The following is a 22157-nucleotide window of genomic DNA, read 5'->3' on the forward strand; positions in this document are numbered from 1 at the left end:
ACGAATAAAAAGGGCTCCGACGGGGGCTGGGGTTTCGGCGCCAACAGCTTTAAGTCCGGGTCGCGAGCTGGGGCGACCGGGGGGGGGCGGCGACCGGACCCCGGCCGCCGCCCCGCGACATGATCCTGGTCCCGGCCCGCGGGCCGGGACCACGGCTGCCTCAGTGCGTCGCCGGCGCCAGTTCGAGCGCGGCGTTCAGCGCGGACGCGTCGGCACGAGCCACGTCACCGTCCACGCGCAGGGCCACCCGCCCCGAGGTGAGCACCGTGAGGCGGTCGGCGCACCGGACCGCCTGCGCGGGACTCGGGGAGACCAGCAGCACCGCGATCCCCTCCCCGGCCAGTGTCGTCACCAACTCGTACACCTGCTGGACCAGGACGGGAGCCAGGCCCTCGGTCGGTTCGTCGAGGAGCAGTACGCTCGGCGACGCCAGCAGGGCGCGGGCCAGCGCCAGCATCTGCTGTTCGCCGCCCGACAGGTTCGCACCCCGGTGGCCGCGGCGCTCGCCCAGCCGGGGCAGCAGGTCCAGGAGGCGCGCGGGCGTCCACACGCTGGGGCGTGTCGTGTCGCCGGAGCGCGGCGGGCGGTGGGAGAGCCGCAGGTGTTCGGCGACCGTGAGCCCCGCGAACACCCGGCGGCCCTGCGGCACCAGGCCGATCCCCGCGCGGGCGATCCGGTGCGCGGGCAGCCCCGTCACGTCCCGGCCGCCGAGGCGCACGGTCCCGGCGCTCGGGCGGATCAGCCCCGCCACGGTGTGCACAAGGGTCGTCTTGCCCGCGCCGTTGTGCCCCACGACGGCGTGGACCGTGCCGGCGGACACCGACAGGTCGAGACCGTGCAGGACGGTGCCGCCGTGGTAGCCCGCGGCCAACCCGGTCAGTTCGAGCATCGGTCGGTCACCTTCTCGTGTCGGGGGCGGACGGGACGGCGGACGATGCGCCGTCGCCGCCGGGGGGCGCTGGAGGGCGCTGGTCAGGGGCGGAGTCGGGGACGGCGCCGCCCGTGCCGCGATAGGCGTCGCGGACCGACGGGTGCGCGAGCGCCTCCCGGGTCGGGCCGGTGACCAGTACGCGCCCGGCCGCCAGGACGGTCACCGTGTCCGCGAAGTGGGCGACGACCTCCACATGGTGCTCGACCAGGACCACCGCGACGCTCTCCGGCAGCCCGTCGAGGATGCCGAGCAGCCGCCCGATGTCGCCGTCGGTCAGCCCGGCCGCCGGCTCGTCCAGGAGCAGCAGCCGCGGCTCACCCGACAGGGCCGCGGCCAGGTCGAGCATGCGCCGCTGTCCGTGGGAGAGCCGCGAGGCCGGCCAGTGAGCGGCCTCGGCGAGTCCGACGGCCTCCAGGTGGCGGCCCGCCGCTTCCGCACGCGCGCGCAGACGGGCCGGCCGACGCCAGGCCGCACGGCCACCCCGGCCGTGCGGCCAGCCCGCCAGGACGACGTTGTCCAGAACCGTCAACGCGCCGACGACCGAGGGTTGCTGGAAGCTGCGGGCGATGCCCGCACGGCTGCGCCGGGCGGTGCCCGTGCGGGTCACGTCCGTCCCGCCCAGCACGATGGAGCCCCGGTCCGGCCGGTCTGTTCCCGCGATCAGGTTGAGCAGGGTGGTCTTGCCCGCGCCGTTCGGGCCGATGACGGCGTGCCGGGCCCCCGCCGGGAGCCGCAGACTCACGTCGTCGACAGCGGTGAGACGGCCGAACGACCGGGTGACACCGGTCAGTTCCAGTGCCGCGCCGGTGGCGGCCGCGGTCGGTGGGGGCGTCATGGTGAGGCCTTTCCGGCAGGGCCCGGAGCGGGGGCGGGCGAGGGTGGGGACACGGCTGAAGGCTGCTCCCGGGGCGCGGGCGCGGGCGCGGGAACGCCGTCCCCTCCCTCCTTGCCGCCGGAGGTCCCGCGTAGCCCCGCCAGGCCCCGGGGCAGCAGGTAGACGGCGGCGACGAACAGCACACCGAGCAGCAGGGGTCCGTGACCGGGCCACGCGCCGGCCACCCAGTCCCGGGTCGCGACGATGAGCCCGGCGCCGAACAGCGCGCCGATCACGGAGGTCGTACCGCCGATGACCGCCGCGAGCAGCGCGAACGCCGCGATCTCGAACCCGACGTCGGCGGGGGAGAGGTACTGCTGCACGGTGACCATCAGCGAACCGCCGACACCCGCCAGCGCGCCCGCACCGATGTAGGCCACCAGCAGGTAGCGCCACACCGGGTGTCCCGAGGCGCGCATCCGCGCCTCCGCGCCGCGTGCGCCCGTCAGCAGCTTCCCCGCCGGGGAGCGGAGCACGAGGAGGGTGGCGGCCAGCGCGGCGGCCACGACGACGAGGGCGTAGAGGTACAGCTCGCTCTCCTCGAACATGCCCTCCCCGCCCCACAGCGCCTGCGTGGACGGGAACCCGACGAGGCCGTCGGCGCCCCCCGTCACGGACTTGAGTTGGTTGACGGCCGCGCTCGTCAGCTCACCGACGGCCAGCGTGATCATGAGCACGGTCGTACCGCGCGCCCGGACCACGGCGGGTCCCGTGACCGCGGAGAACACCGCGGCGGCGAGCGCCGAGAGGAGCACCTGGACGGGGCCCACGGTCCATCCGGCGTCCGCCAGGTTCGCCGTCGTGTACGCCCCGACGGCGAAGGGCGCTGTCTGCCCCAGCGTCGGCAGCCCCGCGTAACCGGTCAGGACGGTGACGCTGACCGCGAGCAGCCCCAGCGCCAGCGCGGAGCCGGCCAGCGAGACGGCGTACGCGTCGAGCAGCCCCGGCAGGGCCACGAGCACCGCGCACAGGACCAACAGGGGAGCCGCCCGCCGCCACGCGGCCCCGGAGGGACGCCGAGCGCGCCCCGGCTTCGACGGCGCCCCGTCCCGAGCGCCCGACCCGCCCGCGGCGGGTTCCGAAGGACCCGTCGGCCGGACGGAAGCCGCAACCGTACGAGGACGCCGGCCCAGGTGCGCGCCGAGCCGGCCGACGAGCCGGCCCAGCGGGTCCGGGGCCGGTCCGTCCGTGCCGTGTCCGGTGGCGGGCTCCGCGAACCGGGAACGCAGCACCAGCACCGCCGTCATCGCGGCGAACAGCAGGTACGGGGCCAGGCCCGGCGCCACCGAGACGCCGAGCGTCTGGACCTCGCCGACGCCGATCGCCGCGAAGAACGTCGCCCACAGCGAGCGCAGCCCGCCGAGCACGACCACCACGAGAGAGAGCATCAGCACGGTCTCGGAGGTACCGGGACCGGGGCCGATGATCGGCGCCCCGAGCACACCCGCGGCACCGGCCAGCGCGCCCGCGGCGGCGAGCACACCCAGGTGCACCGCCCGCGGACTGTACCCGGTGGCCGCGAGCATCTGCGGGTCGTCGGCGGCGGCGCGCACCGCCGCACCCACTCGGGTACGGACCAGCACCCATGTGCCCACCGCCGCCAGCAGCACCGCCATCACGATGAAGCAGAGCCGGTAGGCGGGGTAGCGGTGGCCCAGCAGAGACACCGAGGAGTCCAGAGCCGCGGGGACGCGCACCGGCAGCTCGTCCGCCCCGAAGAACTCGATGAGCAGGTCACCGCCGATCAATGCGAGACCGAACGTCAGCAGTGCCTGCGCGAGATGTCCGCGCCGCGCCAGCGGGAACGAGGCGGCGGACAGCCCGGCCCCCACCAGGCAGGCCGCCGCGGTTCCGGCGGCCAGCCCGAGGATGAGGCCGCCCCACGTCCCGTCGCTCAACTCGGCCCCCGTGTACGCGCCGACCGCATACAGCATGCCGTGGGAGAGGTTCAGCACGCCCGCGGTGCCGAAGGCGAGACTGAGGCCGGAGGCGACCACGAACAGCAGCAGCCCGTAGGCCACCCCGTCCACCGCCGGTACGAGATGAGCGTCGAGGAGTCCCATGTCAGCCGCCGAGCGTGGCCAGGTCCTCGACCATGACGTTGGCCAGCTGGTCCCCGTCCGGCCGCACCTGGCGCAGGTACCAGGTCTGCACCGGCGAGTGCGCCTTCTCACCGAACTCCCAGGCACCGCGCGGACTGTCGATCTGGCCCAGCCCCTCGATCGCCTTGTTGACGGTCTGCGGTGTCACCTCGCCGTCCTTCGCGGCATCCGCGACCGCCTTGTCCAGCACGGCAGCCGCGTCGTACGAGGACATGGCGTAGGTGGTGGGCTGCGAGTCGTGCTTGGCCGTCCAGTCGGCGACGAACTTGCGGTTGGCGTCGTTGTCCAGGTCGGCCGCGTAGTTGAGGACCGAGTAGATGTCCTTCGCCGCGTCTCCCTGGGCCTCGAGCACACTGCCCTCGGTGACGAACGCCGTGTAGAGCGGCAGGTGGGAGATGTCCGACTGCGCGTACTGCTTGGCGAAGTCGATCGCGGCCTTGCCGGCGTAGAAGCAGTACACCGCCTTGGCGTCCGTCTTGGCGATTTCCGCGAAGTACGGCATGAAGTTGGTGGTCTTCGGGAAAGGCGTCCACGTCGTCTTGCCGTCGGGGTTGGCGAGCTTCCCCTTCACCCGCTTGAACTCGTCGGTGAAACCGCGAAGTTCGTCGTAGCCGCCCTGGTAGTCCGGGCCGATCGCGTAGACCGGGCCGTCGACCTTCTCCTTGACGTACGGGGCGATGGCCTTGCCCGGCTCGTCGGACAGGAAGCTCGTCGTCCAGAGGTATTCGAGGTCCTTGACGGTCGGCCGGGCGTTGGACCCAAGGAAGGGGATCTTGGCCTGGTTGACCAGGGGCAGGACCGCGTTGACCGAGCCGCCGCTGACGAAGCCGGTCAACACGTCGACCTTGTCCTTCTTGACCAGCTTCGTCGTCGCGGGGACCGCGGTCGGCGGACCGTCACCCTCATCCGCGACGACCAGCTCGACCTCACGGCCGCCCAGCTTGTTGTCGTGGGTCTCCAGGTACAGCTCGAAGCCGGCCCGCAGTTCGGTGCCGACCGGCTTGTAGGTGCCGGAAAGCGAGGCGACGAGGCCGACCTTCAGCTTGTCGCCGTCGTCTGCTCCGGCGCCGCCGGAGCACCCGGTGACCACCGCCAGGCCCAGGGCGATGGCACCGGCGCCGAGCGCGCGCAGTTTGCGGCGGGAGGGAAAGGACGTGTCGAAGAACATGGGGGGTCTCAATCAGGGGGGGGACGGAAACGGGGGACGACGGGGAGAACGGGCTCGGCGCGCGACACGGGGGGCACGCCGCCGCATGCCGTGCGGAGCGGATCAGGTCGAGAGCTGGGTGTGCGGCTCGCGGAACTGCGGGGAGAGCGCGTCGCCCACCTGGTTGATCAGCTCGGCCATCATGTAGCTGACCTCGCCGATGTCGGCGTCCCGGGTGGTCGTCACCAGCAGGGAGGCGCCGCTGGAGACGGCCATCGAGAACATGTAGCCGCCCTCCATCGCGGTCAGGCTGTGCTCCACGGGGTCGGTCTGCGTGGACTGCGCGGCCGCGGACAACAGGTTCACGATGCCGGAGGCGATGGCGGCGAGCCGGTCGGCCTCGTCGCGGTCCAGGCCGGCGTAGGCCAGTGCCAGGCCGTCCACGGAGACGGCTATCGCCCGGGTGACCTCGGGGACGCGCCCGGTGAAGTCGTTGAGGATCCAGCTCAGTTCGGTGGGTTCGTTCATCACTTGCTCCGTTCGGTGTTGCCGTTGTCGGTGGGCCGACCGCGATGGTTCGTGCTCCTGTTGACCCCCTGGGCGTAGGCCGCCAGAACGTCGGACACCTGCCGGGAGTCCCGGCGGCGGGGCGGCTTGCGGGGACCGCCGGCCCCCGGCCGCCGCTCGGCGTTCTCCCGCTTGCCGGCCGCGGGCCACTGCTGCGGCGCGTTCCGCTTGCGCACGGGCAGGCCGGCGGCGCTGACCCCGGCGATCCGCTCGACCGGTTCGGCCGCCGGGGGCACGGCGGGCGCGGAGCCCTGCTCCCGCTCCGCCGCCGTGGACAGCTCGGTCCTGCGGGGCGTCTCCCGGCGCGCACCGGTCGAGCGGCCGCCGACGAGGTCCGCCCCGGACCTGCCGGGCGCGGTGCCCGTCTCCCAGGACGGCGAGGCGGAATCCCGCTCGATCCTGACCAGCACGTCCGCGGGCAGGGTGACCTCGGCGATGGTGCCGGGACCCGAGGAGTCGCGCAGTTCCACGACGATGCCGTGGCGTGCGGCGAGCCGCGCCACCACGTGCAGACCCATGAACCGGACGTCACCGACGCCCGCCTGCGGTTCCCGCAGCGCGGTGTTGTGGACGGCACGACGGTCGGCGGGGATGCCCACGCCCTCGTCGACGATCTGCACGACAGCCTGGTTGCCCAGCCGCCACACGGTGACGCCGACCGGTGAATGGGGAGGCGAGAAGCGGGTCGCGTTGTCGAGGATCTCGGCGAGGATGTGCGCCACGTCGTGCACGGCGCGGGCGGCGATGCCGACGTCCGCCTCGACGACGCCGAGCGACACGCGCTCGAAACGCTCGATCTGCTGGGCCGCGGCCATGACGACCGTGGAGCAGTCGACGTCGTCGGTACGCACCCGGCCGTGGCCGTAACCACCCAGCACCAGGATGTTGTTGGTGTTGCGTTCCATCCGGACCGCGAGGTGGTCGAGGGCGAAGAGGGTCTTCATCCGCTCGGGATCGGCCTCGTCGCGCTGCACGGTGTCCAGCTCGGACACCATGATGCTGGTGAGCTGCGCGCCGCGGCGGGCCACCCCGACCAGCGTCTCCGCGAACTGCGCGTAGATGTGCGCCTGTTGGGCGGCCAGCCGGACAGCCTCGTGGTGCACGGCGTTGAACGCCTCACCGACCTCGCCGATCTCGTCGTCACCCGTCGTCTCGACCGGATCGCCGGTCCGCTTCGCGACCTCTTCGGGCGTGGCGCCGCGCAGGGCGCCGGGCTCGGACAGTTGGCTCATCACGGCGGGCAGACCGACCTGGGCGACGCCGCGCGCGGCGTTACGCAGGCCGTGCAGGCGGCGGATCATGACGCGGCCCAGCCGGAAGGCCACGACGACGGCGCCGACCAGGGTCAGCACCACCAGGACGAGCTCGCCGCCGGCCGTCCACATCAGCAGGGTGCGTTCGTCGGAGACGGTCTCGTGGACCGACGCGTCGACCCGCTTCTCCACCGTCCGCAGCAGGTCCTGACGGTCGGCGGAGGCCTTCAGCCACTCCTCGGGGGTGACATCGATGTCCTTGCCGGCGCCGGTCCGGCTGATGCGGTCCTCGAACCGGCGGGCCTCCAGCGCCTTCTCACCGGAAAGGGTGCGCTCCAGCCAGGTCCGCCACTCGCCGGGACCGAGGTCGTACAAGGCCCCGATGGACTCGGTGTAACCGAGGCGGCTGGCGTCGAACGTCCGCCGGGAGGCGGTGGTGAAGCCGCCCGCGGCCTGCGCGCGCATGACCGTGACCTGCTCCTGCGCCGTGTACTCGGCGGCCTCGGAGAGGGCCGCGGCGGCGCGGATCCGCTCGGCGATGTCGGCGTCGACACCGTCGGCCTGGGCGATGCCGTCGCGGTAGCCGATGAGGTCGGCGATCACGATCCGGTAGCCGAAGGCGAGCGCGGAGATGGTGCTGCTGCCCGAGCGTGCCTGGGCGCGCAGGGACACCAGCTTCTCGACGGAGCGCCCGATGCGGTCCAGCGTGACCTGTGCGTTGGCGGGTACCCCGGACAGGTCCGCGATCTTCTGGCGGAATCTGGTGACGCTCTCGTCGGTCGCCTCGGAACTCTCCCGAAACGTGTCCGGGTCTCCCTGCGCGGAGACGAGCGCCGTCGCAGCCACCCGTTCGCGTTGCAGGTGCCTCGTCAACTCCGCTGCTCCTGAGGCGGCTTGGACCATGGTGGTCAACCGGTCGGCCTGGACCGCCCGGTTGGCGGCCGGAGCGAGAGCCAGGCCCGAGAAGGTGACGGCCACGGCGAGGGGGGCGGTCACGAGCAGGGCGAGGCGGCGATTGATTTTCACTGAGCGGCTCCATCGCAGGAGCCGGTGTTGAGTATCGGTGGCACGCAGATACCTAGGGATGGGGGGGGAAGTGGGGGGTGGAGCTGGCACACCGCGCGCATCGTCACAGAGAAGACGGATGGGGAACCGAGGCGCGGCCTGATCCTACGTGCTGGCGCGTGACCGCGGATGTACGCATTGTTGAGGATTCCGAGCGCTCCAGTGCACATGATCAACCCAGTTCGATCACAGGTGGCGCCGGGGACGACCCCTTGAGATGAGGCGGACGGACGGCGGTGACGCGTCGGGCGGGCGCTTTCGCAGCTTTCGGTCGCCCTCTCGAGTTGCCGCATGCGCGTCACCGGTACACGGATCGCACGAGTCAAGTGGGCGTATGTGAAGGGAGCGTGACGGGTCGGCGTGTTCTTTCATGAGCGGCACACTTGAGTCCTGTGGCCCCCCGCCGGAGGCCGCGAGCGCGGGCCGTAACCTCCCCCGGCCCGCGGCGCCACGCGACGCCGACGCGAAAGCGCACGTGAGAGGGCTTCGCCGCGTCAGGGGGCGGCACGGGAGGCTGCCGCGCGTGTGTGCGCGTGCGCCTTTGGACCGGAACACCATGAGGGAATCACCTGAAAGACGTGAGGAGTGCACGGCCCGGAGGGGCGTGTACCGGCCGCTTCAGGTGACCCGGCCGGGCTTCTGCGGGATGGGGTCGTACGCCCCGGTCGACACCATGTCGTGCAGGAGCCCCATCGCCATGAGCGCGTCCTGGTGGGAGGTGTGCAACGTGTCGACCCCGAAACGCAGCAGGTCCGGGGCCCGCGTGTCGGCCACGACGTCCGGGCCTGCCAGGGCCTGGGCCGGCCCGTAGACGGTGCCTTCGTGGTCGGTGTACGAGACGTAGAAGTGCGCCAGCGTCGTGTCGAACGCGACGCCCAGCAGGCCGCGTTCGCCGTCCGTCGTGGTTTCGTCGGAGATGTCGAGCACCGGGGCGCCCAGTCCTTGACCGTCCAGGACCCGTACGGTGCCCGCGCGTTCGGCGATCCACACGGTGTCCCCGGGCCCGGCGGCGCCGGCGGTCGGGTTCTGCGCCTCGGCCACTTCCGTGAGGCACGCCCTCGGCTCCGGCCGCCGTGGTGCAGGCGAGATCCTGGGCAGGTGCCGAGGGTGCGGGCTTCGTCGGGGGTGGGGTATGGTCGATCTTGAAGGCGCCGGGCCGTTTCGACGGAGTGGTCGCCTCTGCGTTGGTGGTCCAAGGAAAGACGCCCCGCTTCCTGCGGGGAGATGCAGGTGCAAGGCCTGCCCAGCGCTCCGCGAGAAGGGCCCCGTTCCTGTCACCACAGGGACGGGGCCCTTCTCACGTGGGCTGCTAGGACGTGTCTCTCAACTACGTAACCAGGTGATTACCGCCGCGAGCACGGCTGCTGATCGGTAGACGATGGCCAGTCTGTCGTATCTCGTGGCAAGACCCCGCCACTGTTTGAGCAGGCTGAAGGATCGCTCGACGACGTTTCTGCGTTTGTAGGTGTCGGAGTCCAGCGTGCGAGGTCGGCCGCCGCTGCGTCCCTTCCGTTTGCGGTTGGCTTGCTGGTCGGCGCGCTCGGGGATGACGGCGCGGATACCTCGCGCCGAGAGAACTGCGCGGGTCTGCTTGGACGAGTACGCCTTGTCCCCGAGAAGGACGTCTGGTGTAGTTCGCGGTCTGCCCGGACCCGGTCGGGGCACGCGGATGTCATCGAGCAGGAGAGGCAGGACCTGGCCGTCGTGAATCTGCCCCTCCGAGATGGCGACGACCAAAGGACGGCCGCGACCGTCAACGATGTGGTGGATCTTCGTGGTCAGCCCGCCACGGGACCGGCCGATGCCGTGTGCCGCAGGCTCGGACGCAGATATGTCCCCAGCCCTGCGAGTGACGTGGCGAGGCTCTGCGTCGGGCCGGGTTGTGTTCGTGGCGTGCTGGTGCGCGCGGTTGATGGTCGAGTCCACCGAGACCGTCCAGTCGATCTCGTCGTGCGCGTCGGCGCAGGCGGTCAGATGTGTCAGGACTCTGTCCCAGGTCCCGTCAGCGGCCCACCTCCGATGGCGTTTCCATACTGTCTGCCAGGGCCCGAACGCTTCCCGGGGCAGGTCTCGCCAGGGGATGCCGGTGCGGTAGCGGAAGATGATGCCTTCCACGACGCGCCGGTGGTCTGCGAACGGGCGCCCCACCTTCCCAGTGCTGTCGGGGAGGTGGGGCACCAGTCGCACCCATTGCTCGTCGGTCAGCAGGCGTGTGCGCCTGCCCGTGGTCACCGAGGCCGGTAGGCCGTGACCAGGACGGAGACAGTGACGCATTGAGGAAGGACGCCGCGCTGCAGAAGGTCTTCGTCCTGGAGGTGCCGCGCGCTGGGCGTCATCCCGACCAAGTCGACAGCTTCTTGGGTGGTCAGCGAAGCGGAGTACTCAATCTCCTGAGCGTCGGCGATCTCGAAGTGCGGGTTCAGGGCCCGATGCAGACGCTGTTCCTTGTGCGGATCGATCGTGACCATCGCGGGCACGTTGCCACGGAGCTCGGCCATGTGCCGTTGGGTGGGCCGGACCACGATCAAGCGGCCGGAGCGGCGAAGAACACGGTGGAACTCGGCCGGATTGCGAGGGGCGAACACGTTCAGCACCGCATCGGCCGCCTGGTCCACCAGCGGGAAGGGGCGGAAGACGTCCCAGCTTGCCGCAGCGGCTCGCTCATGAGCGCGGGCGGCCGAGCGAAGCGCCCGCACCGAAGCGTCCAGCCCCAGGCCACTCGCTCCAGGACGCTGGTCGAGAACGCCGGCCAGGTAGTACCCGGTGCCGCAACCGGCATCGAGGACCGTGCCGTGCTCGGGCAGAGCAGCAGACGCCAGGTGCGCCAGCGTTCGGCGGATAGGGGCGTACTTGCCGGAGGCGAGGAAACGGCTCCTGGCCTGGGCCATGGCGGCGTCATCCCCGCTGGTCGCACGGGCGCCCGTCAGAAGACTGGCGTAGCCCTGGCGGGCGATGTTGAAGGTGTGGCCCACCGGACAGCGCAGGGCGCCGGGTACGGCGCGAAGGTCGGCGCTGCATGTCGGGCAGCGCAACAAGTCGAGAAGGTGAGTGAGGGCAGGCGGGAAAACGGCAGGCATGAGGCGCTCCTGGCAGCGGCGAGGAAAAGTGGACCGTGCCTGCGCACACCCTCGGGCGCCGCCACCGCAGAAGAACGAAGACCGGCGCCCCGCCCGTGGAAGAAGCGGACGGCAGAAGGGATCACGAAACAGGCACGCTTAGGAAGGCGATGCCGCATGGCATCGCCCTCAGCGCCTCGTGATTACAGAGCCTGGTCTGCCGGGGTCCTCATACCTTCACCCTACGCTGCCCTCGAACGCGTCATGCTTCGGCAATAAGGAGACACGCTCTAGGCCGGGGCTTGAGGGCCGGCAGGTGAAGCCGGCCGGGGCCATGACGGTCAGGCCGCGTGGTATGACGGCGGCATTCTCACCCTTGGCGCCAGTCCGGGTGGACGGTGGGACCGGGGAGCTTGAGATCGGTGCAGTCCCGGCGTGCGGCCTGGTCCTTCGTGAACTTGCCGAGGAGGCTGCGCACGTCGTTCATCGGGAGTGCTGAGCCGGTGTGATTCCGGGTGTAGCTGGTGGCGAGGAAGTTCGCGGATTCGCCGGCGCACCGGGCTGCGGCGCGTCCACCCCGCACCTGAGCGGACCGTTCCCGGAACCAAAGGTGTCCTTGGAGGCCTGAAGCCGTTCGGTCGGCAGCAGCTCGGCCAGCTCACGGCCCGACAGATTGCCCCCGCACAGCGTCGCCGCGTACCACCACGGCTGCCACACCGGCTTGGCCAGCCATCCGGCGCCCGCGACGAGCGCGAGCACCACCCCCACGACTCCCAGCCCCCGACCGCCGGCCGGCCACCGCCGGCCCCGTGTCCCCGCCATGACCTGCAGTCTCCCCACCGCCGACGCCTCCTCGACGCGCGCAGCCTACGCGGTCCCCCCCGTCGGACCACGCGCCCGACCAGTACAACGACGTCGGTGGTCCCCCTGCGCCGGCCGTGCCGACCGAAGAAGTGCGGTTGGCGGGAAGGGCCGCCCGGCAGCCCCCTTCGGCTGTCCGGCAGGAAAGGAGGCGCGGCGCGCCGAGCTACTGGTTCCTCCTCTTCGACGGGTCGGCAGCGCTCCCGTTACTGCTGGACGTGGACACCGAGTACGCGTGGGAGCAGTGGGCCACCGCTCTCGCCGCCGCCGTCCCGGGGCACATCGTTCTGGCCGCTCTGGCCGTCACGGTGGCGATGGGAGCGAGTGTCGTACTGGTCAGGAACGTCCGCGAGAGCAGCCGCGACCGGAACTGAGTCGTCTCGCGGCCCGCACCCACTGAGCAGCCCGGCATCAGGATGAGACCGAACATCGGCGGCCGGGCCTGCTCGGTGGGCGCGACCGCGCGACAGACGCAGAGGCCCTGGCCCGAACGGCCGGTCCCGCAGCGGAATGCCGGCCCTGGCACGAAGCCGCCGTGTCGGGGCAGGCGTGGAGGCCCACGACTGCCGCCCGCGTCAGAACCCGAAGCCTGTCGTGCTGTTCGTCATCCGCGGTCTCCCGGGATGAGGGTGACGAGGCGGTGGAGCTGGGCCGGGTCGGCGAGAGCGGAGCCCAGGGCCACCACGCGGGCGCCGGCTCCGAGGAACGCCGCGGCGTTCTGGGCGTCCAGGCCACCGGTGGCGACGATGCGCAGGCCGGGGAAGGGAGCACGCACCGCATGGATCCAGGAAGGTCCGAGCGAGGACGCCGGGAATGCCTTGACCCAGTGGAGACCGCGCCTTTGCGCCCTGCCCGCCTCCGTGGGAGTGGAGATGCCCGGCAGATGGGGGAGGCCCGCCTGGAGGCAGGTGTCGAGGACGTCCTCGTCGTACCCCGGGGCGACGGTGAACGCCGCACCGGCGTCATGGGCGACGTGGACGAGTTCAGGGGTGCTGACGGTGCCCGCTCCCACACCCAGGCCCCTGCGCGCCCCGGCGGCGACGGCTGCCTTCAGCGACGGTACGGCGGCCGGGTCCTGGAGCGGGACCTCGACCTGGGTCACTCCCAGGTCCCAGGCACGGGTGGCCAGTTCGACAGTGGATTCGGGCGGGTGGCCGCGGAGGATGGCCATGAGAGGGACGGTCGCGAAGGCGTCGTCGAAGAACCGGGTGAAGTCGGCAGGGGTGGTGGCGGACACGGCGGTGGTCTCCAGTAGGTGAGGGCGATGGTGCCGGGGAGAGCTAGCGGGCGACGTCCTCCGCCGCGGTGAAGGAGTCGAGCTCGTGGCGGAACGGCAGGCCCTCGCAGTCCCCGGGGACGGTGACGGCGTAGGCACCGGTGCGGGCCGCGGTCGTCAGGCGCGTCGCGGCGTCGCGGCCGGCGAGCAGTTCGACGAGGTAGCCCGCCACGAAGGCGTCGCCGGCGCCCACCGGGTCCGCCGTCTCGACCGGCACCGCGGCCTGGAGGTACTCGTGTCCGTCGATGACGGCGGCGCAGCCGCGGGGGCCGTCCTTGACGATCGCCTCACGCGCGCCGAGTGCGGCCAGTGCGTGAGCGGTCGCCAGCGGATCGCGCGTCTCGGGCCGGGCAACCGCGGTGTCGTGCCCGAGGAGGAGGGCGGCCTCGTCGGGGCCGGCGAAGAGGATGTTGGCCTGCGCGGCCAGTTCCCGCAGCACCGGGGCCGCTTCCTGGCGGCACCAGAGCTTGCTGCGGTAGTTGACGTCCAGGGAAACGGTCACCCCGGCGGCCCGTGCGGTGCCCACCGCCCACGCGGTCGTGGCGCGCGCGGTGTCGCTCAGCGCCGGCGTGATGCCGGTGACGTGCAGGACAGCCGCCTGACGGATCAGGTCCTCGCCGATGTCCTGCCGGGTCAGGCGCGAGCCGGCGCTGCCTGCCCGGTGGTAGTCGACCCGGACCCCCGCGTTCGTCCTGCGGGAGCAGACCATGAGCCCGGTGAAGCCGTCGTCCCGGGTGATCCGGCTGCGTACGCCCTCCGTCCTGAGGCGCCGTTCGACGAGGTCTCCCACACCGTCCCGGCCCAGACGGCCCGCCCAGGTCACATCCGCGCCGAGGCGCGCCGCGGCGACGGCGACGTTGCTCTCCGCGCCGCCCATCGAGAGCGTGAACGAGGGGGAGGCCTCCAGCAGGCCGACCCGGTCGGCGGTGATCCTTCCCATCGACTCGCCGAAGGTGAGGAGCGCGCCCTTTCGCACCGGGTGCGCGGTCATCGGCTCGCCGCGAAGACGGCCGCGTTGTCCCGCGCCCAGGTGAGGTACTCGGTGACCTGCTCCTGGAGCCCGCTCGGGTTCCAGAGCAGCTCCTGCCGGGCCCGGTCGGAGGCGTATACGCCGTTCTTGCCGGATTCGGTGTCAGGGTCCATGTCGATGACGCCGTCACCGGCCGGGGCCGGGAGCGCCTCGACACCGAAGAGCGCCAGAAGTTCGGGGACGCCGGTGCGGACGCCGCTGGAGATGTTGTAGACGCCGTCGCCCCGGCCCGTTCCGCGGGCGAGCAGGTGCAGGGAACCGGCGGCCTGGGTGGCGCTGAGCCAGTCGCCGCCCGCCCGGAGTGTCCGCTCCGTCACCTTGACGGGCCGGTCTGTCAGCGCCGCGGCCGCGAGGTGGTACGGCAGGGACATGACGGCGCGACCGGAGCTGGGCCGTTCCATCGGGCCGAACACCTTGGTGAGGCGGGCGATGGGCACCTCCAGGCCGTAGAGCTGGCCGAACCGCTGCGCGACGAGTTCACCGGCCAGCTTGCTGATGCCGTACATCTCGTCGGGGGCGGGCGAGGCGTCCTCGGTGAGCAGCCCGAGCGGGGAACTTCCGTAGACGGCACCGCTGCTGACCAGCAGGACCCGCCGTACCCCGCCCGAGCGCCGCGCGGCGTCCAGGACGGTCGCCGTGCCTCCGGTGTTGACGTGGATGAAGCGCCCGGGGTCGCGGTGCTCGCTCTCGGCGTCGTGGGTGACCGTCGCACCGTGGACGATGACCTCCGGCGCGCTCCCCGCGATCACCTCCGCCACGGCCGCGCTGTCGCCGACGTCCGCCTGGACGTGGTGGACGCGCCCCTCGTGTCCGGCGAGGTGAGTGGTGAGCAGGTCGTCGGGGGCGTGCAGATCGAGGGTGGTGACGAGGGCGTCGGGCTCGGCGGTGAGCAACCGCTCGACCAGGACGCTCATGACGAAACCACGGGCGCCGGTGACGAGATAGCGCATGTTCAGCAGACCTTGTCGTCGTGGGGAAGGGATGTGGCGCCGGGGCGTGCCCCGGTGAGGGCGCCGCTCATCTCGCGGACGGCGTCGTCGACCGTCAGCACACCCGGCAGACCGAGTTCGGCGGCCAGCACCGCCGCCTGCGGGGGCCGGATGTTGGTCTCCTGAAGTACCTCACGCTGCGAGAAGACCTCTGCTGGTGACCCGTCGGTGAGCACGCGACCCTTGCGCATCGCGATGACCCGGGTGGCGTACTCGGCGACCAGCGCCATGTCGTGGGAGATGATGACGACCGTGCGCCCGAGGGCGTGGTGGTGGGCGAGCGAATCGAGGATCCTGCGTGACTCGGCCCGGTCCTGGCCGGTGGTGGGTTCGTCGATGACCGCGACGTCGCAGCCCATGACGAGGGTCGAGGCGATGGCGAGCCGCTGGCGCTCACCGCGGGAGAGGTGGATGGGGTTGGTCTCCTCGCGCCCCTCCAGTCCCACCAGCTCCAGGGTCTCGGACACCTCACGCGCCATAGTGGCCGGGTCCGCGCCGAGGTTGCGCGGGCCGTACTCCAACTCCTCGCGGCAGGTGTCGTGGAAGATCTGGCGGTCCGGGTTCTGGAAGACGTATCCGACGGTCGCCGCCAGGTGGTGCAGCCGGGTGCCGCGGGTGTCGACGGTCGTGCCGCCCCGGGTGCGCAGACGGACCGTGCCGCCGGGGTTGGTCGGCTTCAGCAGGCCGTTGAAGTGCTTGGCGAGCGTCGTCTTGCCGGAGCCGTTCCGCCCGATGATCGCGACGAATTCGCCGCGTCGGACGGTCAGGTCCACGCCGACCAGGGCCTTGGTGCCGTTGCCGTAGCTGTGCTCGACGCCGGAGAGCTCGATGACGGTGTCCGGGTGGTTCATGACGGGTTCCTGTCGCTGTGCGGGTCGTGCGTCATCGCCTGCCACCCGGCAACTGCCGCCGGGACGGACAGCGGGAGCTCAGCGTCCCAGTGCCCTCGCTCGCGCAGCCGCAGGGCGATGTCCAGCACTTGGGGCCGGTCCGGCGCCGCCGGGCCCATGAGGACCTCGCGCGGTGTGCCGACCGCTTCGACGCGGCCGGCCCGCAGGGCGAGGAGCCGGTCGGTGTAGACGGCGAGTTCCTCGATCTTGTGCTCGACGACGATGACGGTGACGCCTTCGTCCGCGAGGACGCGGACGGCGTCCATCACCCCCTCGGTTCCGGCGGGGTCCAGCTCGGACGTCGGTTCGTCGAGGAGCATGATCCGCGGGCTGAGGCAGAAGATCGAGGCGACGACGACGCGTTGCTTCTCGCCGCCCGAGAGGGCGTGCGTGAACCGGTCGAGGAGGCCGCCGATGTCGAAGAGGTCGGTGGCGCGCCGCAGCCGCCGTTCGATCTCCGGTACCGGGATGCCCCGGTTCTCCATCCCCCAGACGAGCTCCTCCCGTACGACGGTGTTGACGAGCTGCACCTCCGGGTCCTGCATGACGAGGCCGACGGTCTCGGTGATCTCGGACAGGCCGGAGAAGTCGCTCAGCGGGCGCCCGAAGACCTCGATGTCGCCGCGCACCGCGGCATCGTCCTCGTGGTGGGGGATGACGCCGGACAGGCATTGCAGGAGGGTGGACTTCCCCGCGCCGGTAGGGCCGAGGATGCCCAGGATCTCCCCGGGGGCGACGACCAGGTCGACCTCGTCGAGCGCGCGCCGCTCGGCGCCCTCGTAGCGGACGGTCAGGCCCGAGACCGCCAGTGCCGGTGACGTCATCTTCATGCCCCTTCGGTGAACGGTGCGGGTAGCTGCCACTGCATGACCAGGAGCGCGGCGGCCAGGAGGACCACGCCGACGACCAGCAGGGCGTCGGCGGCCCGGAAGGACGCGGTCCGGTAGAACGTCCGCGGCCCCGGCAGGCTGTAGCCCCGCAGCTCCATCGACAGGGCGATGTCGCTGCTGCGCTTCATGGAGCCGGCGAGCATCGGGAACAGCATCCGGACGATCGCGCGGCCCCGCCGCAGCGGGTGGCGCGAACTGCTCTCGGCCGAACCGCGGACCGCCATCGCGGTGAGCAGGGTCCGCGCCTCGTCCTGCAACAGCGGCAGGAAGCGGAAGGCGAAGCTGGTCAGATAGGCGAACTTGTAGGGAAGGCCCACCTTGTGGAGCGCGAGCGCGATGTCCGAGGGGCTGGTGGTCGCCGAGAACCCGTAGAAGCAGATGCCCATGGCGAACAGGCGCATCCCGATACCCAGGCCGAGCAGAACCCCCGCCCTGGAGAGGGAGACGCCGCCGACCGTGACGATCGCCGGTCCGCCCTGGACCAGTGCTTGCAGGAGGGTGAGCAGCAGGACGAGCGGAATGATCAGGAGCAGGGCCTTGGCGTACGAAACCGGTGTGATCCGGGCGAGGACCGCGAGGCCGATCACGACGACGGCGGTCAGCGCGATGAGGACGTCGATGCGGGTCGTCGTCAGCGCGACGACGAGGACGACGGTGATCGTGGCGATCTTCGCGCGGGCGTCAGCGCGATGCAGAAAGGTTTTTCCTGGCTGGTAGAGCATCGTTCCGCTCATCGCGGGACCCCTTCGGTCGGTGTGGGCCGGTCAGATGACATCGTCGGCCCCCTTGAGGCCGCGTTCCTTCTGTACGAGCCCGGTGTTGACCAGCCGACGCATGATCCCGTAGGTGATGAAGGACCCGGCGAGGTAGCACGGCTGGACGACGAGGATCTGGCCGGTGATGAAGTCCCAGGGCAGATGCAGGATGACGCGGTTACCGACGCCGAACATCAGCGCGTCGCAGATGCCGCCGAGCTGCCCGATGACGATGAGCTGCCACAACTTCAGCCCCGTGTCACGGGACTTCATCGCCCACACCAGTAGCGCCACGGGGATCGTGTGCGCCGCGTTGGTCAGGAACAGGAAGGGCGCCATCGGCTGGGAGGCCGTGAGGTTGGAGATGATCGGATTGATCCACGCGGTGATCAGCGCTCCGGTGAGGCCGTAGAACGCCGCGGAGGGCACCCAGATCGCGCAGACGACGATCGCCGAGACGATCGGGACGCTGCCGCCGGTCAGCGCCAGGTCGAGGCGCTCGGTGATCTGGAGGATCACCGCCATGGTCAGCCCGAGGAACACACAGGTGATGATGGTGCGGGTGTCCCGGGGGAGCAGTTGGAACTTCCAGTTGGGAAGTGTCGTCCACCGCTTCTCCGACACTGTCTTCGCCGTTGCCATGGGACTTTCCTCTGCTGGTGCGTGCGGGCGCGGGCCTCGGGTGCGTACGCCATGGGGGACGGTCGGGCCGATCGGAGCGGGTGCCCGGTCACCTGGTGGCGGCGGGCGAGGGGGCGTCGCCCGCCGGTTCGGGCAGGGCGAGCGCCCGGTTGACGACGACCCGGGCGGCGGAGCCGGTGCTGTCCATCCGGCCGGCCAGGATGTCGCCCTCGGTGAACCGGGCGAGGTAGACGGCCCGGTCGCCGAAGCGGTCGTGGTCGTAGACCACGAAGATCCGGCCGTCCGGAGCCACGGCGGCGTCCGGGTAGGAGACGTCCTCGCGGTCGTCGAGCAGGAGCCGGTGCGGCCAGGTGGCGCCGTCGTCGTCGCTGAGGAACGCCGTGAGGTTGGTCCGGCCCTTCCACTCCTTGACGTTCCCCTGCTGCTCGATCTCCTCGCGGGAGCGGCGGTCGCCGAAATCCGCGTGGTTGATCATGAGCAACCGGCCCGACGGCAGCCGCCGGACGTGGAAGCGCGAGCAGGGGCCGTCGACGTGGCTGCGGCGGCCGGGCGACCAGGTCTTTCCCCCGTCCGTGGAGAAGCTCTCGCCCACGCCGTCGAAACACCGGACGAGCATCCACAGCTCGCCGTCGCGCTTCTCGACGACCATGTGCTCGTCGAAGCTGCGGTTCGGCACGTCGGCCCCACCGAGGTAGGAGAACGTCTCGCCCTGATCGGTCGAGACGTACACGTTGGAGAAGCGCCGGTCCTTCAGCGCGTCGTGCTCCTCGGTGGGCTCGTGGCAGGCCCAGATGGCCGCGGGGAACAGCCAGGCGCCGTCGGAGAGCACGGTGGGCTTGTTCATCATGATGCCGTCGGCGATCCGGCGCGGCTGGGACCACGCCGGATCGTCGTCGTCGGGGTTGTCGCTGGTGCTCACCCAGACACCGACCCGGCCGTCGAAGAAGTCGCGGCTCTGGTTCCAGGTCAGCCACAGCCGGTCGGAGGGGTCACGCCAGAGGCAGGGGTCGTAGACGCGCACCTCCGGGTCGTCGTGCTCGACGACGAAGCGCGGGCCGTCCCAGGTGTCTCCCTCGTCGTCGCTGGTGGTGACGACGACGAAGTTGCCGCCGGTCTCCGTCTCCATTCCGGTGTACCAGTTGGCGTACAGCCGGCCGCAGTGGGTGCGCTCCACCGACGGGATGCCCTGCCACTTGCGGTGCTCGTCCTGGTACCGGGCCCCCAGGGGGCGGGCGTGGATCCGGGCGGGGGACATGGTGCCTGTGTGGGGCATGCCTGCTCCTCTGTCGGGGGCTGCGTGCCGTCGGCGAATGCGACGGTGCACGACAGTGTTGGACAGCGACAAGCGTCTGTCAATAGTGACGAAGGTATGGAACGTCTGCCGTCATCCGGCGGGCACCCACTCCAGCAGCCGCTGGACGAGGACTTCGTTGCCCCCGACGACGGAGGTCTCCACGGCGGCGATCATCGCGTCGAAGTGGGCCTTCATGGCCTCCTCGGCGCCCATGGGGTCCTGGCGGGCGATCCCGTCCAGGACCGCCTGGTGCTCGGCGACGACCTTCTCCTCGTCCCGGCGGGTGGCGAGGACGGTGTCGAGCACCGCCTCGACCCGGTCGAGGTGCGGCGCGAGCATCATGCCGGCGGCCACCTTGAGCATCCGGTTCGTCGACATCTCGACCACGCAACGGTGGAACTGCAGGCCCGGCTGCTCGATCATCGGGGCGCTGCCCACGGCGTGGGTGTGCTGGTCGCACAGCTCCCGCAGCCGTCGCAGCCGGTCCGCGTCGGGCGAGCGGGCGGCGTCCCCCGCGACGGCGCTCTCCACCGCGCTGCGCGCCCTGAGCAGGTCCAGCAGGTCCTTGGTGTCGCGTACCGCGTGCTGCAGGGAGTCCGACGCGCGGTGACTGAGGACCGCCTCGGCCGCCCGGCGCCGCCCCTCGCCCGCCAGTACCCGCCCCTTGCTGCCGACGGGCGTTGTCCAGCCGCGGTCGTCCATCTCCCGGAGCAGGCGGGAGACGGAGGACTCGCTCAGCTCTCTGCCCCGCTCCGCCAGCTCCCGCTGCGCGTTGCGGGTCCCGAGCGGCCCGCTCGACGCCGACATCAGTTGCAGGAGCGCGAGCATGGCCCCTTCGCGGTCGTTCATGGACGTCCGTCCCCTCGCTCGTCCTTCCCGGGCGTCTCGTCCGCCGCCCGGCCGGTCCTCGCCCGCGGCGAGGGGCAGGCCGCCGAGTGCGGGCACTTGACTCGGTGCCGCTCGACGACGATGGTTGGTCAAAAGTGACCTACGCCTGCCGTGCACAGGGTATCGCGCTCGTTCCCGTGTCGGCGTGGCGTCCCCGTAATCAAGGCAGGAACTCGCCATGACGTACGCCTCTTTCTCCCCCGACTACCCCCGTGATCTGCACGGCTACGGCAGGGACCTGCCGCATGCCCGGTGGCCCGGCGGCGCGAAGGTGGCGTTGCAGTTCGTCATCAACCTCGAGGAGGGCGGCGAGAACAATGTCCTGCACGGCGACGAGTCCTCGGAGGCGTTCCTCACCGAGGAACCGACCACGGCACTGCGAGGCCGCCGCAACCTCAACGTCGAGTCGCAGTACGAGTACGGCACCCGCGCGGGGTTCTGGAGGCTGCGCCGGCTCTTCGACGAACGCGGTCTGCCCGTGACGGTCTTCGGCATCTCGGAGTCCCTGCGCCGCAACCCCGGCCTCGTAACCGCCGCGCGGGAGTCGGGCTGGGAGATCGCCTCGCATTCGCTCCGGTGGATCAATTACGCCGAGCTCGCCCCCGAGGTCGAGCGCGAACACGTGGAGCGGGCCGTGCGGATACACACCGAGGTCTGCGGCGAGGCGCCGCTCGGCTGGTACACCGGCCGCAACAGCGCCGACACCCGCCGCCTGGTCGTCGAGCACGGAGGCTTCCTCTACGACTCCGACTCCTTCAGCGACGACCTGCCCTACTGGGTCGACGTGGACGGCGTGGCCCAGCTCGTGGTGCCGTACACCCTCGACAACAACGACGGCCGGTACGTCAACACGTACGGGTTCCAGTCCGAGTCGTTCTCCGCGTACCTCGTCCGAGCCCTCGAACTCCTCATCGAGGAGGGAGCGGAGCGCCCGCGGATGATGAGTGTCGGGCTGCACCTGCGGATCAGCGGACGCCCCGGCCGCGCCGCCGACCTGCGCCGGTTCCTCGACTTCGCGGCCGGTCACCCCGACGTCTGGGTCACCCGGCGCGTGGACATCGCCCGCCACTGGCGCGCGGTACACCCCGCCTCCCGGTGGCTGCCGGGCTCCGTCGACCCGCTGGCGGAGCAGGGGCGTCCGGCGGACGGGTCCCGGCAGCCCAGCGGATGACAGCGTTCCGGGGAACAGGATCGTCGGCCTCTACCAGGGCTTGTACAACCCGGGCCGCAACACCGCCACCTGCTCCGCCGCGGCCCTGCGGGGGAGGGTGAGGCCGGGGAGGACCCCGTCGAAGCCGTGGAAGGCGCCGGGCCACAGGTGGAACTCGGTCGACACGCCCGCCTCGACCAGGCGGAGGGCATAGCGCACGCACTCGTCGCGGAACACCTCCAGCTCGCCGACGTCCATGTACGTGGGAGGGAGCCCGGACAGATCGGCGGCGAGCGCCGCCGCCATCGGTCCCGTCGGGGGTCGTGGGACATCGGGGGTGCGGTCCTTCTCGGAACTGCGTGACGGCCACCGCACCGCTTCCGGCTCTCGGGCGGCACACGGTGGCGGACGGGAAAGGAGGGGCGAGGGAAGTGGTGGGGACGACCGGGGCGCGCCGGAGGACCAACCCGCCGGCCCCCGGCGGGGGTAACACCACC

The 22157-nt window shown here is 71.4% G+C and carries 21 protein-coding genes and 1 pseudogene; 2 read left to right on the forward strand and 20 right to left on the reverse strand.

All coding sequences use genetic code 11. The annotated features are described in order from the left end of the window. Positions 1-160 precede the first annotated feature (160 nt). The 10 genes and pseudogenes from ACFWMZ_RS23895 to ACFWMZ_RS23940 form a co-directional block, all read right to left on the reverse strand. Entirely contained in the window at positions 161-889 is a 729-nt protein-coding gene (locus ACFWMZ_RS23895) for an ABC transporter ATP-binding protein (protein ID WP_383203957.1), read from the reverse strand. A gap of 7 nt (positions 890-896) precedes the next feature. Next, positions 897-1766, reverse strand: a complete 870-nt coding sequence (locus ACFWMZ_RS23900) for an ABC transporter ATP-binding protein (protein WP_383173326.1) — start codon at positions 1764-1766, stop codon at positions 897-899. Beyond that, positions 1763-3868 (reverse strand): branched-chain amino acid ABC transporter permease, encoded by a 2106-nt coding sequence (locus tag ACFWMZ_RS23905; protein WP_383173328.1) that lies wholly within the window; start codon positions 3866-3868, stop codon positions 1763-1765. Before ACFWMZ_RS23905 ends, ACFWMZ_RS23900 begins: the two co-directional genes overlap by 4 nt. 1 nt (position 3869) lies before the next feature. Beyond that, entirely contained in the window at positions 3870-5075 is a 1206-nt protein-coding gene (locus ACFWMZ_RS23910) for an ABC transporter substrate-binding protein (protein ID WP_383203960.1), read from the reverse strand. A gap of 102 nt (positions 5076-5177) precedes the next feature. Next, the gene (locus ACFWMZ_RS23915) at positions 5178-5582 is read right to left on the reverse strand and encodes a roadblock/LC7 domain-containing protein (protein ID WP_383173332.1); all 405 of its coding nucleotides are present in this window, start codon (positions 5580-5582) and stop codon (positions 5178-5180) included. Beyond that, positions 5582-7900 (reverse strand): nitrate- and nitrite sensing domain-containing protein, encoded by a 2319-nt coding sequence (locus tag ACFWMZ_RS23920; protein ID WP_383173334.1) that lies wholly within the window; start codon positions 7898-7900, stop codon positions 5582-5584. The genes ACFWMZ_RS23915 and ACFWMZ_RS23920 overlap by 1 nt, the downstream gene beginning before the upstream one ends. Positions 7901-8557: 657 nt before the next feature. Beyond that, on the reverse strand, positions 8558-8713 hold the full coding sequence (locus tag ACFWMZ_RS23925) for a hypothetical protein (RefSeq protein WP_383203997.1): 156 nt from the start codon (positions 8711-8713) through the stop codon (positions 8558-8560). A 39-nt stretch (positions 8714-8752) separates the two neighbouring features. Then, positions 8753-9037: pseudogene (locus ACFWMZ_RS23930) on the reverse strand (sugar dehydrogenase); the annotation flags it as partial. A gap of 225 nt (positions 9038-9262) precedes the next feature. Continuing rightward, a complete protein-coding gene (locus ACFWMZ_RS23935) occupies positions 9263-10171 on the reverse strand; it encodes an IS5 family transposase (RefSeq protein WP_383173336.1) in 909 nt (302 codons plus the stop codon). Further along, positions 10168-11016 carry a putative RNA methyltransferase gene (locus tag ACFWMZ_RS23940; protein WP_383173339.1) on the reverse strand — a complete coding sequence of 283 codons (849 nt, stop codon included), beginning with the start codon at positions 11014-11016 and terminating at the stop codon, positions 10168-10170. Before ACFWMZ_RS23940 ends, ACFWMZ_RS23935 begins: the two co-directional genes overlap by 4 nt. Before the next feature lie 1058 nt (positions 11017-12074). Between ACFWMZ_RS23940 and ACFWMZ_RS23945 the strand changes: the two genes are divergently transcribed. Beyond that, positions 12075-12230, forward strand: coding sequence for a hypothetical protein (locus tag ACFWMZ_RS23945; RefSeq protein WP_383173341.1), 156 nt, complete (start codon positions 12075-12077; stop codon positions 12228-12230). A 230-nt stretch (positions 12231-12460) separates the two neighbouring features. Here the strand turns inward: ACFWMZ_RS23945 and ACFWMZ_RS23950 are convergent, their stop codons facing one another. From ACFWMZ_RS23950 to ACFWMZ_RS23990, 9 genes are all read right to left on the reverse strand, one after another. After that, on the reverse strand, positions 12461-13093 hold the full coding sequence (locus tag ACFWMZ_RS23950) for a bifunctional 4-hydroxy-2-oxoglutarate aldolase/2-dehydro-3-deoxy-phosphogluconate aldolase (protein ID WP_383173343.1): 633 nt from the start codon (positions 13091-13093) through the stop codon (positions 12461-12463). Between the two features lie 43 nt (positions 13094-13136). After that, positions 13137-14123: a sugar kinase gene (locus ACFWMZ_RS23955; protein ID WP_383173345.1), complete on the reverse strand. Its 987-nt coding sequence runs from the start codon at positions 14121-14123 to the stop codon at positions 13137-13139. Continuing rightward, a complete protein-coding gene (locus ACFWMZ_RS23960) occupies positions 14120-15112 on the reverse strand; it encodes an NAD-dependent epimerase/dehydratase family protein (RefSeq protein WP_383173347.1) in 993 nt (330 codons plus the stop codon). Before ACFWMZ_RS23960 ends, ACFWMZ_RS23955 begins: the two co-directional genes overlap by 4 nt. Before the next feature lie 2 nt (positions 15113-15114). Further along, positions 15115-16002, reverse strand: a complete 888-nt coding sequence (locus ACFWMZ_RS23965; protein WP_383173349.1) for an energy-coupling factor ABC transporter ATP-binding protein — start codon at positions 16000-16002, stop codon at positions 15115-15117. Continuing rightward, positions 15999-16865 carry an energy-coupling factor ABC transporter ATP-binding protein gene (locus tag ACFWMZ_RS23970; protein ID WP_383173351.1) on the reverse strand — a complete coding sequence of 289 codons (867 nt, stop codon included), beginning with the start codon at positions 16863-16865 and terminating at the stop codon, positions 15999-16001. The genes ACFWMZ_RS23965 and ACFWMZ_RS23970 overlap by 4 nt, the downstream gene beginning before the upstream one ends. A 2-nt stretch (positions 16866-16867) precedes the next feature. After that, positions 16868-17665 (reverse strand): energy-coupling factor transporter transmembrane component T family protein, encoded by a 798-nt coding sequence (locus tag ACFWMZ_RS23975; protein ID WP_383173353.1) that lies wholly within the window; start codon positions 17663-17665, stop codon positions 16868-16870. 30 nt (positions 17666-17695) lie between these two features. After that, positions 17696-18328 carry a hypothetical protein gene (locus tag ACFWMZ_RS23980; protein WP_383173355.1) on the reverse strand — a complete coding sequence of 211 codons (633 nt, stop codon included), beginning with the start codon at positions 18326-18328 and terminating at the stop codon, positions 17696-17698. Positions 18329-18416: 88 nt separating this feature from the next. Further along, positions 18417-19601 carry a sialidase family protein gene (locus ACFWMZ_RS23985; protein WP_383173357.1) on the reverse strand — a complete coding sequence of 395 codons (1185 nt, stop codon included), beginning with the start codon at positions 19599-19601 and terminating at the stop codon, positions 18417-18419. Between the two features lie 111 nt (positions 19602-19712). Next, positions 19713-20471: an FCD domain-containing protein gene (locus tag ACFWMZ_RS23990; RefSeq protein WP_383173359.1), complete on the reverse strand. Its 759-nt coding sequence runs from the start codon at positions 20469-20471 to the stop codon at positions 19713-19715. A 217-nt stretch (positions 20472-20688) separates the two neighbouring features. Here ACFWMZ_RS23990 and puuE point away from each other — a divergent pair, with 217 nt between their 5' ends. Continuing rightward, a complete protein-coding gene (gene puuE / locus ACFWMZ_RS23995; RefSeq protein WP_383173361.1) occupies positions 20689-21681 on the forward strand; it encodes an allantoinase PuuE in 993 nt (330 codons plus the stop codon). A 30-nt stretch (positions 21682-21711) separates the two neighbouring features. Here puuE and ACFWMZ_RS24000 read toward each other — a convergent pair whose 3' ends face one another. Next, complete coding sequence (locus ACFWMZ_RS24000; RefSeq protein WP_383173363.1) at positions 21712-21966, reverse strand: alpha/beta hydrolase; 255 nt, start codon at positions 21964-21966, stop codon at positions 21712-21714. Positions 21967-22157: the final 191 nt, after the last annotated feature.

This window comes from Streptomyces sp. NPDC058373 (genome assembly GCF_042723275.1).
In the GTDB taxonomy this organism is placed as follows: Bacteria; Actinomycetota; Actinomycetes; order Streptomycetales; family Streptomycetaceae; genus Streptomyces.